Annotated in this window: 13 protein-coding genes and 1 riboswitch; of the genes, 9 read left to right on the top strand and 4 right to left on the bottom strand. The window is 30.4% G+C overall.

The window, feature by feature from the left end; translation table 11 throughout:
• The first annotated feature begins 52 nt into the window (after nucleotides 1-52).
• On the top strand, nucleotides 53-1,270 hold the full coding sequence (locus DY168_RS09320) for an NAD(P)/FAD-dependent oxidoreductase (RefSeq protein WP_115641534.1): 1,218 nt from the start codon (nucleotides 53-55) through the stop codon (nucleotides 1,268-1,270).
• Nucleotides 1,271-1,375: 105 nt separating this feature from the next.
• Here DY168_RS09320 and DY168_RS09315 read toward each other — a convergent pair whose 3' ends face one another.
• Entirely contained in the window at nucleotides 1,376-2,308 is a 933-nt protein-coding gene (locus DY168_RS09315) for a (4Fe-4S)-binding protein (RefSeq protein ID WP_115641533.1), read from the bottom strand.
• Nucleotides 2,309-2,454: 146 nt separating this feature from the next.
• On the opposite strand from DY168_RS09315, the gene DY168_RS09310 reads away from it, so the two are divergent.
• The 5 genes from DY168_RS09310 (at nucleotide 2,455) to DY168_RS09290 (ending at nucleotide 6,986) form a co-directional block, all read left to right on the top strand.
• Nucleotides 2,455-3,375 (top strand): LysR family transcriptional regulator, encoded by a 921-nt coding sequence (locus tag DY168_RS09310; RefSeq protein WP_115641532.1) that lies wholly within the window; start codon nucleotides 2,455-2,457, stop codon nucleotides 3,373-3,375.
• 42 nt (nucleotides 3,376-3,417) lie between these two features.
• Nucleotides 3,418-3,605, top strand: a riboswitch (cobalamin riboswitch).
• 135 nt (nucleotides 3,606-3,740) lie between these two features.
• Nucleotides 3,741-4,061: a CGGC domain-containing protein gene (locus DY168_RS09305; protein WP_115641531.1), complete on the top strand. Its 321-nt coding sequence runs from the start codon at nucleotides 3,741-3,743 to the stop codon at nucleotides 4,059-4,061.
• A gap of 32 nt (nucleotides 4,062-4,093) precedes the next feature.
• On the top strand, nucleotides 4,094-5,107 hold the full coding sequence (locus tag DY168_RS09300; RefSeq protein ID WP_115641530.1) for an ABC transporter substrate-binding protein: 1,014 nt from the start codon (nucleotides 4,094-4,096) through the stop codon (nucleotides 5,105-5,107).
• 2 nt (nucleotides 5,108-5,109) lie between these two features.
• Nucleotides 5,110-6,198, top strand: a complete 1,089-nt coding sequence (locus DY168_RS09295; RefSeq protein ID WP_115641529.1) for a FecCD family ABC transporter permease — start codon at nucleotides 5,110-5,112, stop codon at nucleotides 6,196-6,198.
• Nucleotides 6,198-6,986 (top strand): ABC transporter ATP-binding protein, encoded by a 789-nt coding sequence (locus DY168_RS09290; protein WP_115641528.1) that lies wholly within the window; start codon nucleotides 6,198-6,200, stop codon nucleotides 6,984-6,986. The genes DY168_RS09295 and DY168_RS09290 overlap by 1 nt, the downstream gene beginning before the upstream one ends.
• 153 nt (nucleotides 6,987-7,139) lie before the next feature.
• On the opposite strand, the gene DY168_RS09285 is transcribed toward DY168_RS09290, so the two are convergent.
• Nucleotides 7,140-8,774, bottom strand: coding sequence for a methyltransferase domain-containing protein (locus tag DY168_RS09285; protein WP_242984094.1), 1,635 nt, complete (start codon nucleotides 8,772-8,774; stop codon nucleotides 7,140-7,142).
• Between the two features lie 276 nt (nucleotides 8,775-9,050).
• Between DY168_RS09285 and DY168_RS09280 the strand changes: the two genes are divergently transcribed.
• Nucleotides 9,051-10,709, top strand: a complete 1,659-nt coding sequence (locus DY168_RS09280) for a M3 family oligoendopeptidase (RefSeq protein ID WP_115642461.1) — start codon at nucleotides 9,051-9,053, stop codon at nucleotides 10,707-10,709.
• 161 nt (nucleotides 10,710-10,870) lie between these two features.
• Here DY168_RS09280 and DY168_RS09275 read toward each other — a convergent pair whose 3' ends face one another.
• Entirely contained in the window at nucleotides 10,871-11,062 is a 192-nt protein-coding gene (locus DY168_RS09275; protein WP_115641527.1) for a YwbE family protein, read from the bottom strand.
• 296 nt (nucleotides 11,063-11,358) lie between these two features.
• Between DY168_RS09275 and DY168_RS09270 the strand changes: the two genes are divergently transcribed.
• Nucleotides 11,359-11,619, top strand: a complete 261-nt coding sequence (locus tag DY168_RS09270; RefSeq protein WP_115641526.1) for an ArsR/SmtB family transcription factor — start codon at nucleotides 11,359-11,361, stop codon at nucleotides 11,617-11,619.
• A 46-nt stretch (nucleotides 11,620-11,665) separates the two neighbouring features.
• Nucleotides 11,666-12,466, top strand: a complete 801-nt coding sequence (gene arsM / locus DY168_RS09265) for an arsenite methyltransferase (protein ID WP_172556309.1) — start codon at nucleotides 11,666-11,668, stop codon at nucleotides 12,464-12,466.
• 73 nt (nucleotides 12,467-12,539) lie between these two features.
• On the opposite strand, the gene DY168_RS09260 is transcribed toward arsM, so the two are convergent.
• Nucleotides 12,540-13,547, bottom strand: a complete 1,008-nt coding sequence (locus DY168_RS09260; RefSeq protein WP_115641524.1) for a DUF1002 domain-containing protein — start codon at nucleotides 13,545-13,547, stop codon at nucleotides 12,540-12,542.
• Between the last annotated feature and the right edge of the window lie 211 nt (nucleotides 13,548-13,758).

The raw sequence follows: 13,758 nt of genomic DNA, 5'->3' as shown, positions 1-13,758 counted from the left end.
TAAAATAATTATAATAAGCTTATTATAATTATAGATGAAAGAGGTACAGTATATGAATAAAAGTTATGTTATTATAGGAAGTGGTATTTCTGCAATTAGTGCAGCTAAGGCTATTAGAGATAAAGATAAAAGTGGAACCATAGCTATATATGGAGAAGAGTCGATGATGCCATATTTAAGAATAAAGTTATCTAAAGACTTATTTAAAGATTTAAATAATGATAAAATTCTTTTGAAAAAGCAACAGTGGTATGAAGAAAACAATATAAGCTTTTTTAAAGATACAAGAATTTTAAAGATAGATGTAGAAAATAAGATTTTAATGAGTTCAAATGGAGAAAACATTTCCTACGATAAATTGTTAATCGCTACAGGGTCAAGAAATAGGACGTTACCTATTATAGGTTCAGATAAAGAAGGGGTGTTTACCCTTAGAAATGTAGTAGACGCAAATAATATTAAAGGTTATCTTAAAGAAAAACATAATGTTGTTCATATAGGTGGAGGGGTTCAAGGTCTTGAAACCGCTTGGACATTGCATTTAAATGGAAAAGAAGTATTTATTGTTGAAGCTGGAAAGAGACTTATGCCAAGGTTGTTAGATGAAAGAGCATCATCTATATTAAAAGAAAAGATAGAAAATACAGGAGTAAAATTCATTTGTGATACTAGGGTAGATGAAATTTTAGGGCATGAAAAAGTAGAGGCTGTTAGCGTAAATGAAAAGCATGTTATTCCTTGTGATATGGTAATATACTCTATAGGAATGATTCCAAATCTTGAAATGGTAAAGGATACTAAAATTGAAACTAATAAAGGTATTGTAGTAAATGATAACATGGAAACTTCAGTTAAAGATGTTTATGCAGCAGGTGATGTTGCTGAATTTAAAGGAAATATAGAGGGATTATGGATGAAGGCTACGGAACAGGGTACAGTAGCTGGAAATAATATGGCTGGAGATGATTTAATATATAAAGGTGCAGTTCCTGTTACGGTATTTAATGCCTTTAATACTTCCTTATTTTCTATGGGGGATGTAAGTTACGGAAGCTATGATAATAGTATAAGTGAAGAAGTAGATGGTAAGTATATTAAAATATTCATAAAAGGTAATAGCATAGTAGGTGCTATATCAATTGGTGATGCTAGTATGTCAAGGACAGTTAAGACATGTATTGAAGGGGGCGTATCCCTAGCAGGAATTGATGTAGATACTATAACTATAAAGGAATTAATATCACAAATGCAAAAGAGTATTAAACCTTAAAATAGTCACATCATTCTAGTTACGAATGATATATTTTTAAAGTATACTTTGAATAGATAAAAACCACTCTTTAATTGAGTGGTTTTTATCTTTTAGTTATAGGTTCTAAAGAGAGCTTAGTGCTAATATTTTATCTTTTCTATCTAAAAGGTCATTTGATAGCAGCTGATTTTGAATATCTAAAAAACCAAGTCTTTGAATGGTTTCAGCTAAACGCTCTCCAGCTTTACCTTGATCTTTATATAAAAGTATAGTTTTCTCTATTACGTCTATAGCCTCTTTTTTGTCTAGAAATATTTTGTTAAGTGCAATACCGTGAGAAATACGCTTTCCCCATCGACCACCTACGTATATTTTATAGCCTGTTATACCATCTTCTATAGCTTTAAAGTGACACTTACCAATACAACGTCCGCAATTATTACATTTATCTTTGTCAATTTTTAGAATGCCATCAATTACCTTAGAGGCATTCACCGGACAGGCAGCTTCTACGGAACACTTTTTACAACCCTTACATTCATCCGCATTAAAGTTTGGAATTCTTTGACCAATTATACCAAGGTCGTTTAATTCTGGTTTAACACAATTATTAGGGCAGCCACCTACAGCAATTTTAAATTTATGAGGTAACTTAACATTTGAGTAGCCCTTAAAAAATCTTTCATGTATTTCTTCTGATAAGCCAAAGGTATCAATTAATCCATATTGGCAGGTTGTACCCTTACAAGATACAATTGGGCGAACTTTAGCCCCAGTACCACCTGTTATAAGTCCTTCTTTCGAGAGGTATGCTCTAAAGTCATCAATTTTATTATAGGGTATGCCTTGGACTTCTACAGTTAGCCTAGTAGTAAAAGTTACAATTCCACTTCCGAAGATTTCAGCTGCTTCTGATATACATTTATTTTGAGAAGACGTGATCTTACCATTTACAGTAATAATTCTTGCAGAGAAGTTGTCAGTGCCTTTATTGCTAAGAAATCCTAGTGCCTTTACTCTTTTTTCATCTTCAGTACTAATAGTTAAAGTTGCCATAATATAATCCCCCATCAAATATAATAATTAGCTTATAATATAAATATATCACTTGTGTAGTTATTAAGAAAGTGATAATATCTTATCAATATCATAGGTAAAACCTATCAATTATTAAAATGGTCCATTAAACAGAGGAGGATACTATGACTATAAGGCATTTAAGAATATTTATTGAAGTAGCAGATAGTGGGAAAATGAGCATAGCTGCATCGAATCTTTTTCTTTCACAGCCCACAGTAAGTCAAACAATTAAAGAATTGGAACAGCACTATGGTGTTCTTTTATTTGAACGTTTTTGCAAGAAGCTATACATAACAGAGCAAGGGAAAAGGTTGCTTTCTTATGCAAGATATGTAGTAAATCAATTTGATGACTTAGAAGAAAATATGATTCAGTCAAAACATGTGGAAAAGATAAGGATTGGGACAACGGTTACAATAGGGAACTGTATTTTAAGTAATATTCTAAGTAGCTTTAATGAGAGTAATCCTGAGGTTGAAACCTATGCTTATGTAAATAATACAAAAATAATAGAAGAAAAGTTATTGAATTCCGAATTAGATATTGGTATTGTAGAGGGCGAGATTAAGAGTTCTGATTTAGTCTGTATTCCCGAGGTAGAGGATTATTTAGTTCTTGTTTGTAGTACTAAACATCCATTTGCAAGTAGAAAAGAAATTAAATTAAATGAATTATCGGGTGTAGGATTTGCTATGCGTGAAAAAGGTAGTGGGACTAGAGAACTGTTTGAAGATTATATGTTGAAAAATGGAGTAACCATTAAAACTAAATGGGAAAGTAATTGTCCTGGAGCTATTAAAAGGGCAGTTTTAGAAAATCAGCATTTGGCGGCTATATCAGTTAGACTAGTAGAAGAAGAAATAAAAGATGGTGAAATTCACGTAATACAAAATTCTGAATGTGCATGGAATAGACACTTTAGTATTGTATATCATAAAAATAAGTTTATAAATAAGTCCATGGAAGATTTAATAGAGGTAGTAAAAAATTATAAACATATGGACATACTTGAAGAAGTTAAAACAGGGTGGCTTGTTAAATAGATTGCATAGTATGAGTAAAATGTGGTAATATGAATTTTGAAAGTTTAATAATTTAAAATAGGTTAAGTTTATATTTAATATATACTTACTAAAATGGAAGTGGGTTTGAATCCCACGCGGTCTCGCCGCTGTAATAGAGGAGTTCTTGCAATTATGCCACTTGGAAACTGGGAAGGCTGCAAGAATGTTGATACTTAAGCCAGAATACATGCCTGTTTTACATACTAAAGACTCTACGAAAGATGGGGTGGTATTTGATTTGAAAATTGTATTCAAAAATATATTTTCTAATAAATAATAGCCCTTTAACTGTTGTTAAAGGGCTATTATTTTGTGGAAAGGTATGTATGTTATAGGGGGTAGAAATGAAGATAGCTATTGGAGTATGTGAAAAGATAAATGGAATATGTACAACTGCGGGATGTTTTAAAGCTTTAAATAACAAAGAGAAAACTTTCAGTAGGTATAAAGATAAGGACTTGGAAATTGTATCATTCTTTACTTGCGAGTCATGTTCTAATAATTCTGACGAAAATTTAATAAAGATTGCTAAAAGGTTAGAAGAATTAGGCGTTGAAAATCTTCATCTTGGGGTATGTATCGTTAAATGTGAAGTACATAGGACCAAGGAAATAAAGGAGATATTTGAAAGTCATAACATAGTTGTAGTAGAAGGCACGCACTAAAATATTAAAATGTATGGGAGAGGTAGATTTATATGAAAAAGATAATAAGTATTTTATTAACAGCAATGATGGTAGTTGGAATAAGTGGATGCACAAATAAGGATACAGTAACTACACCTAAAGACGGAACTAAGGTAGAAGATAGTAATAAAAAGTCAGCACATTATCCTGTAACAATTAAAACTTATAATTATGCTAAAGAACCTGTGGAGTTAACCTTTGAAAAAGCTCCGGAAAAGGTTGTTGCAGTATATCAAAACTCAATAGAAACTTTGCTAGCACTAGGGCTTAAAGACAAGATTATTGCAACGTCAGGTTTAGATCATGAAGTTAAAGATGAATATAAAGATGACTTTGATAAATTAAAGTATTATGAAAAGCTACCAAGTAAAGAAGAAGTTATTGCATTACAACCTGATTTTATATTAAGCTGGTATTCCTTATTTGATGAAAAAAGATTTGGTGACGTTAACTTTTGGCATGAAAGAAATATAAATACATACATGTCCCAAAATAGCGGAGTGATTAAACCAAATACTTTACAAAATGAATATGATGATATTTTAAATATGGGTAAAGTTTTCGATGTAGAAGATAAGGCAAATGATATAGTTAATGAAATGAAAAAGGAAATTCAAAAATCAAAAGACTTTGTTAAAGGTAAAGAAACTGTTAAATCAGTAATTTTAGAAGTTCAAAAAAATGGAGTATACAGAATTTATGGAGAAGATAGTATAGGCGGAGATATTGCAAAAGAAGTAGGGGCAGATCTTGTAGCAAAATCCAATGGTAAGATAGGTAATGAGGATTTAGTAAAGCTTAATCCAGATGTTATTTTCACAGTATATTATGGAAAAGAAATTGAAAGGGATGCTGCTGTAAATTCTATTCTAGATAACCCTGCTCTTTCAAGTGTTTCAGCTATAAAGTCAAAACGAGTTAATCCTATAATGTTAAGTGAGGTTTATTCTAGTGGAATTAGAACCTTAGATGGTATAAAAACAATTTCTAAGGGATTATACCCTGAGTTATACGAGAATAAATAAAAATGAAAAGAAGTTATAAAAGGGATAAAGAAAATGGATTATTAAATGGTACACCTGCTTATGTAGGTGTTTCCATTATACTTGTAGCTGTTTTGATATTTTCTGTTTTATTAACTGTAACTATGGGTTCCGTTGATATTTCTATAAAAGATGTCTATGAAATTATAATGTACAAGGTATTTAATGTTGGAGACTATGAAGTTTTATCAAAAGGAGCTTTACATGATATTGTGTGGTTTATAAGGCTACCAAGGATTATCTTAGCAGTAGCTGTAGGAATAGGCCTTTCGGTATCTGGAGTTGTAATGCAAGCTATTGTAAGAAACCCTTTAGCAGATCCTTATATACTTGGAATCTCATCAGGTGCATCACTTGGAGCTACACTTGCAATTATGCTTGGAGTAGGTACATTTTTTGGAAGCAATTATGTAGGAATAAGTGGATTTATAGGTGCGTTTACAATATCAATATTAGTGTTAATATTAGCAAATGTAAATGGAAGATCTAATTCTACGAAGCTTTTGCTTTCGGGTATGGCATTAAGTTCAGTTTGCTCAGCCTTTTCAAGTTTTATCATATATTTCTCTGATAATAGAGAGGGAATGCAAAATATAACTTATTGGCTTATGGGGAGTCTTGCAGGAGCGAAATGGGAAAGTATAAGAATAATTTTACCTATTGTAATATTAGCTACATTATTCTTTATTACTCAATATAGAACACTTAATTTGATGTTACTAGGTGATGAAGTAGCTATAACTTTAGGAACAAATTTACATAGGTATAGACAACTTTATCTTATAGTTACGTCTGTTGTAATTGGGTTTATAGTGTATTCATCAGGCATGATTGGCTTTGTTGGACTTATAATACCACATATTGCAAGAATGATATTTGGAACGGACCATAAAAGAATTATCTTACTATCAGCATTAATAGGAGCTATATTTTTGGTTTGGGCAGATGTTTTATCTAGAGTTATAGTAAAAGGAAGTGAACTTCCAATAGGTATATTAATTTCTATGATAGGTGCACCATGTTTTATATATCTTATGGTAAGTAAATCCTATGGATTTGGAGGTAATTCTTAATGCAAATAAAGACTTTAGATTTAGAAGCTTACTTAGGAGAAAGTCATATTTTAAAGGGAATTTCTATTCATGCAAATAAAAAAGAATTTGTAGGAATTATAGGACCTAATGGTAGTGGAAAGAGTACACTTTTAAAATGTTTATATAGAAGTCTTAAACCTTCTATTGGAACAATATTTTTAGATGATAAAGATATAAGAGATTTTTCAATAAAGGAAAGTGCTAAAAGAATGGCAGTGGTATCTCAACATAATAATTATAACTTTGACTTTAATGTGGCAGATATGGTTTTAATGGGACGTTCTCCACATAAGAAGTTTATAGAGAAAGACAATGCTAAAGATTATGAAATAATGGAGGAGTCCTTAGAGAAGGTGGGTATGAAAAGTTATGCTAAAAGAAGCTTTTCTACTTTGTCTGGAGGCGAAAAGCAAAGAATAATTCTTGCAAGAGCACTAGCACAAAAGGCAGAGTGTCTTATACTAGATGAACCTACAAATCATCTAGATATAAAATATCAACTCCAGTTTATGTCTACTGTAAAAGAACTTGATATAACTGTTATATCAGCCATTCATGATTTAAATATTGCTGCCCTGTATTGCGATAAAATTTATGCAATGAAGGCTGGAAAGATTATTAGTTATGGAACTCCAAAAGAAGTTCTAACAAAGGAACTAATAAAATCTTTATATGAAGTTGATGCTAAAGTTATAGAAGATGATGAAACAGGGAATTTAAATATTATTTATAGATCACATACCCTAAATTTAAAAGATAAAAAGTGACCTTAAGATAAAAATACATGCCTTTTTATAAGAGTGAAGAAATTTATCATATAGTCTGTATTTATGATGATAGAGTACAATATAAAAAATTAAAAGTATTAACCTTAAAGGTTGATACTTTTAATTATATCTATTACTATAATAGTTTACAGTTTACTTGACTCTTAGTACAAAGACATTTGGTGTAAGCCCGCCACTTTCAATCTTTATTTCATCAAGAAGTTCTAAGTGATTATTACCTGATAGATTTTGTTTAAGTAAGTTTTTTTCTACCGTATAAAGGAATACCATCCCATTAGGCTTTACAAGTTTTGGAATCATGTCTATAAATCCACGATATAAATCTATAGTGTGATTTTTGCTTCCAACGTTGGCTTCAAAGGGCATATTACATATAATCTCATCAAAGACATCAAAAGTTTTGTAAGATAATATATCTTCATTTATAAGCTTTATTTTTGTGTTTGAAAGCCTTGAGTTTACTTTTGAGAAATCTATAGCAGCACCAAATATATCAATTCCTGTTAAACTAGAAGTTTCCTTTAATTTAGCCCTTTCAATTAACATAGTGGAGGTTCCACAAAAAGGATCTAAAACCTTTGAATCATTTTTCAACCATTTTTCTATAGATTTTACTACAATTGCTGCGGTAACTGGGTTTATGGAACTTGCTAAGGTATTTTCTCTATAGTCAAATCGTGTATCTTTAAATGAATAGAGCTTAATGAACACACTGCAAATGTTATTTTTTTCAACTATTCTAATTTCAACTTCATAGGAAGATGGACTATTTTTAAGCTTTCCGTTTGAAAGTTCATCTAATTTTATAGATAAGCTTTTTAAAAAGTCTGATCTTTCTTTATTGTAACTTTCAGTTTTTAATTCAATTCTATAAGGAAAATAATCATCAGGAATAGATGCATTTTCATGACAACTATTTAAAAAGTCTATAATATTAGCTTTTAAAATTGCTGAAGCTATTATATCAGAATTAAATTCTAGCTTTTCTAAGGAATCTAAAGGGTAAAGAAGTTCATAAAAGGTTCTGCAGCTGTAGATTTTATCTAAGTCCTTTTCTTTAATAAGGATACCATTATCTACAAGATTACCCTTAATTGACTTTTCTTTAAGTTCATTTAGAGTAACTCTAAACTCTTTGTTCATTGCTGTAACTAGCATAGGAACAGGCTCTTCAAAGCCTTTAAATTTATGCCTTACACATTTAGACAATTTAGCTATTGCTCTTCCTAGGACAAGCTTCTCTTCATTTAGATGTTTTGCATTTTTTATTAGTTCACTTTCATCCCTGCAAGCTTTTTCATTTGATATTAAACTTTCAAGTATTTTCTCTAGCTTTTCACCGTCAGAAGCTTTTCCACAGTTTCCTATGGCAAGGATATAGGAAGATTTTACAAATAGCTGATCTTCTTTTTCAAAGGCAGTGTATAAGGCGCTTAAATAGGCAGGATCAGCTAATTCACTAATTATACCACAGGTGTTTTTTCTTGTTTTTGCATCTGGACTTTGAAGAAAGCTTTTAAGCTTTTCTTTAGAACTACCTATGTTTCTTTTAAGCATTTCTCTTGGCTTTTCTTTTTTTATAATATCCCTTATAGCAGAAAGCATTGCTCTTGGATTTTCATTCTCTAAAGATTCCTTCCATAAAAGAGGTAGCGCTAAAGTATAATTCTTTGAAAGTGTATCTATTATTTTAGCTCTTTCTTTATCCTCTGAAGTTTTTAGGTTTTCTATTAAAACTTTGTAATCTGTATCTTTAATGTAACTCACTCCTTGTATTTTAATGTTAGGTTATTTATAAAGTTTATATATTGGATAATAATACAACTAATCGTTATATAATTAGATCCTATTTCATCTAATTATACCTTATATTTTAGACTAATGAAAATGTCTTTTATTAATTATTAAAAGCTTGAATTCACAAAGTTCTGAATATATGGTAAGATAAAATCATTATGGATATTATTTTAATAAGAAGATTTAAAAATAAGAGGGGGAATTATATTGTTAAAATTTAAAGATTATAAATATGAAAGACCAGATATGGATAAAGCAGAAAAGTTATTTAATGATTTAATAGAAAAGTTTCAAGCGGCTGAAAGTTTAATTGAGCAAGACAAAATAATGAAGGAAATAAATCATCTAAGAAGTGAAATAGATTCTATGGCACAACTAGTTGGTATAAGAAGTTCTATTAATACTGTAGATGAGTTTTATGAAAAAGAGCAAGAATTTATAGATGAATCTATGCCAATATATGAAGGAATTATATCAAATTATTATAAGGTTTTAGTAAATTCTAAATTTAAAAATCAATTAGAAGAAAAATGGGGAAAGCAATTATTTACTTTAGCACAAATGCAACTAAAGACATTTAAACCTGAAATAATAGGTGATCTTCAGGAAGAAAATAAGCTTGCAACTGAATATGGTAAGCTTAAAGCTTCAGCTAAGATAATGTTTGAAGGAGAAGACAGAAACCTAGCAGAAATCGATCCTTTTATACAATCAAAGGATAGAGAAATGCGAAAGAAAGCTTACGAAGCTTCTACTAACTTCTATGTAGAAAATGAAAAAAGGTTTGATGAAATATACGATAAATTAGTTAAAGTAAGGGATAGAATAGCTAAAAAGCTAGGATATAATAATTACGTAGAGCTTGGATATATAAGAATGATGAGATCAGATTATGATTCAACGATGGTATCAAATTATAGAAAGCAAGTACTAGAGTATATAGTCCCTGTAGCAGAGGAATTAAAGAAAAGACAAGCTAAAAGATTAGGTCTTCAAAGTCTTAAATATTATGACGAACCGTTAAAATTTTTAAGTGGAAATGCTGTACCTAAGGGAGATTCAGATTGGATCTTAAATAACGGAAGGCAAATGTATAAAGAATTGTCGCCAGAAACTAATGAATTTTTCAACTTTATGGTAGAAGGCGAACTTATGGATTTGGTAAGTAAAAAAGGTAAAGCTGGGGGAGGCTATTGCACCTTCATTGGAAAGTACAAGGCTCCATTTATATTTTCTAACTTTAACGGAACATCTGGAGATGTAGATGTACTTACTCACGAAGCTGGACATGCTTTTCAGGTTTATTCTAGTAGAAATCTTGAAGTGCCAGAATATGAATTTCCAACCTACGAAGCTGCGGAAATACATTCAATGAGTATGGAATTTATTACATGGCCTTGGATGAAGTTATTCTTTAAAGAAGATGAACTTAAATATAAATTCACACATTTGGCTAGCGCACTAACATTTATACCTTATGGAGTTACAGTAGATGAATTCCAACATTTTGTGTATGAAAACCCAACAGCTACACCAGAGGAAAGAAAAAAGGCTTGGAGAGAAATCGAAGCAAAATATTTACCAAGTAAGGACTATGAGGATAGTGAATTCCTAAATAATGGTGGATATTGGTTTAGGCAAGGACATATATTTGAGTCACCTTTCTATTATATAGACTATACATTAGCCCAGGTTTGTGCATTGCAGTTTTGGGTTAAATTTAATGAAAACAAAGAATTGGCATGGGAAGATTACTTAAGATTATGTAAAGTTGGCGGAAGCAAGTCCTTCTTAGAACTTACTAAGTATGCAAGTTTAAACAATCCATTTGAAGATGGATGCATCGAAAGTGTTATAACACCAGTTAAGCAGTGGTTAGATGCTGTTGATGATAGTAATATGTAGGTAAATGTAATATTTTAAAGTAATTTAAAATAGATTTTATTAAATTGTTAAAGCACCTAAGCGTAGTAGTCAGATTATGAAAGGACCTCTAAAAGTTAGACTTAAAAATCTACAATTGGAGGTCAGCTCATTGACTATCACTCTAGGGTGCTTTATATTAATTAAAATACTTCTGTTACTCTTCCCACAATACCGCTTTCTAACATTACCTTTATCCCACGGGGATGATTTTGTGAATTTGTAAGGATTCTTTTAACAATGCCTTCTGTAAGCTTTCCTGAACGTTGATCTTGCTTTTGTACTACTGTTACTTTTGAACCTATTTTTATATTATCTCTTTTAGTTCCTATCAAAATGTATTCGCCTTCTTCACTTTTAGTTTTGTAACATACTATGATTTCAAATCAAAGGATTTAGTTACATTCTATAAATTATATCATAAAACTTGAATTGAAGTTATACTCTTAATTTTCAATACCATAGTAGTCATATTTTTATACAATAAAATATAAAGACAAACCATTAAAAAGTAAACTATAATAATTTATTTTATAATTATTGACAAAGCCTTAACACTATATTACTATTTAATTATATACTTATATAGTCGCAATAGTATATATATTATAAACAAGTGTTAGGAGACTTTATGGAAAATGAAGTTAAGATTCTTAAAGCCTTGGCTCATCCTATAAGATTAAAAATAGTAAAAAGGTTATCTTTAGGGGAACTTTGTGTATGTAAATTAAATGAAGATGTAGAGTTTAGTCAGTCTAACTTATCTCAACATCTTAAAATTTTAAAGGAGGCTAATATTTTAAAATCTGAGAAAAGGGGCATGTGGACTCATTATAGTATTGTAGATTATAAGGTTCTGGATATTTTATCAACTTTAGAAGAATTAAAATAAATCCGTTTAGCCTAAACTATTCGAGATATTAAAAGGAGATTGTAAAATGAGTGATATTAAAAAAATAGATGTTAGAAATTTAGTTCGTGACAGTTATAAAAAGATTGCTATATCTAATTCAAAAAAATCTGGCTGTTGTGATAATAATGAGTTATCATTAAAAAAATCAGCCTTAGAGATTTCTCGCAAAATAGGTTATTCTGATGAAGAAATATTAGGGGCTCCAGAGGAGACTAATATGGGACTTGGATGTGGTAATCCTCAACTAATAGCTAAGATAAAGTCAGGTGAAACCGTTATAGACCTTGGATGTGGTGGGGGTTTTGATTGCTTTTTAGCCTCAAAAAAGGTTGGAGCTAATGGATACATTATAGGGGTAGATATGACATCAGAGATGATAACTAGTGCAAGACGAAGTTGCAAAAGGCACCAATATAAAAATGTAGACTTTAGATTAGGTGAAATCGAAAATCTGCCTGTGGCTGATAATACAGCGGATGTAATCATCTCCAATTGTGTTATAAATCTATCACCAAATAAGCAAAGAGTTTATAATGAAGCTTATCGTGTGTTAAAAAAAGGTGGCAGAGTTGCAATTTCTGATATAGTTCTTATGAAAGAATTAACATCTGAAATGAAGCAAGATGAAAAACTTTACTGTGGATGAGTTACTGGTGCATCTTCCGTGGAAGAATTAAAAGGTTATTTAGAAAAGGCTGGTTTTAATGATATTAATATCAATACCAAAAAAGTATCTAAAGAATATGCTGAAAAATGGGGACATAAGCTAAAGGTTGGAGAATACATTATGGCTGCAGAAGTATCCGCCATAAAATCAACTAAATAGTATAATGTAAAAAGACTATGAACTTAGATATATATTCTAAATTCATAGTCTTTATAGATTGTTTAATTAAATTTTACTTTGCTGGTACTTTTTCAATTAGATCATCTATGGTATCTTTAATTTGTGTCTTTTTAGTTTCTATATCAGCAGGCTCTATCTTTTCTATTGAGTCTTTATTAAATATTCCTTTAATAAAGCTTCCAAACCTATCTAGCTGTCTGGAAATCTTTTTTAATAAAGTGTTATTTTCCTTCAAAATAACTCCTGATTTTTCTAAACTCTTTGTCATTGTATCATTTAACTTAGACAAAGTACCTTTTAGGTCTTTATAATTCAAATCTAAATCATTTAATTTTGTTAAAAGCTCTGTGATGCTTTGTTGCTGGCTTTCAGATAGCTTAACCTCATATCTATCAGCAGTTTTGTCCACTATTCCTACTATGTCTTGTTTATCTTTAGGTTTTTCTTTTATCACTTCTGTTTTTGCATCATTTATTAATGAAGACGCTTTATCTGGTCCTATTTCATTCCCTAAAGATTTAGTTACATTTATTTCATCTCTTGCTACCTCTTTATTTTCTAAAGGTAATTCTTTACCCATAGATTGTTCGAATCCCTTCAGTATACCAGCAAGTGCAGCAGTTCCCGTTACCTTATAAGGAGCATCCGCTATTACCTTTGCATCTGTTATTCCAGAGGTTACAATGGCATTAGATAGCATGTTTTTATTTACTTCTGTTAAATTATTTGTGGTTACACTTATACCCTTTCCTTTAGGCAATACCTCAACATAACAGCTAGAAATAGAAACGCTGCCCTTAGCTACAGGTTTACTAGTATCCATACCGAGTTGCTCTCTTATATCTTGTATAGTTACCTCTACTTCTTTAATTTCATCTTTTTCTATTTGATTTTCTGTTACATCAAATCTTTCTAGCATCTGAAGTCTTTGGGCCTTTGTTAAATCTGAACCCAAAGTTACTATACGTTTATTTTCATCCTTTGCCCTTACGCTTACTGGAGAAAATAACCCAGTAATTATAATACTTATTAAAAGTATAAAAATAATTTTATTTTTCATTTAGCATATCCTCGCTTTCAATAATAAGTTTGTAAATTGGAACTTTGATTTTTAGAATAACTAAAGGTTAGTATTATTAAGCAAATTATAATACTAACCTGTTTAATTACCCTTATTTAATTATAGCAGAAATATATTGAAAATATAGAGTATATATGATAGATACGTTTATAAAATATAATAGTACCTGGAAATAACCTTTGTAATGTAG

Source organism: Clostridium putrefaciens (assembly GCF_900461105.1).
In the GTDB taxonomy this organism is placed as follows: Bacteria; Bacillota; Clostridia; order Clostridiales; family Clostridiaceae; genus Clostridium_L; species Clostridium_L putrefaciens.
The sequence above is the reverse complement of the archived record's forward strand: the minus strand, read 5'-3'. Positions and strand labels throughout refer to the sequence as shown.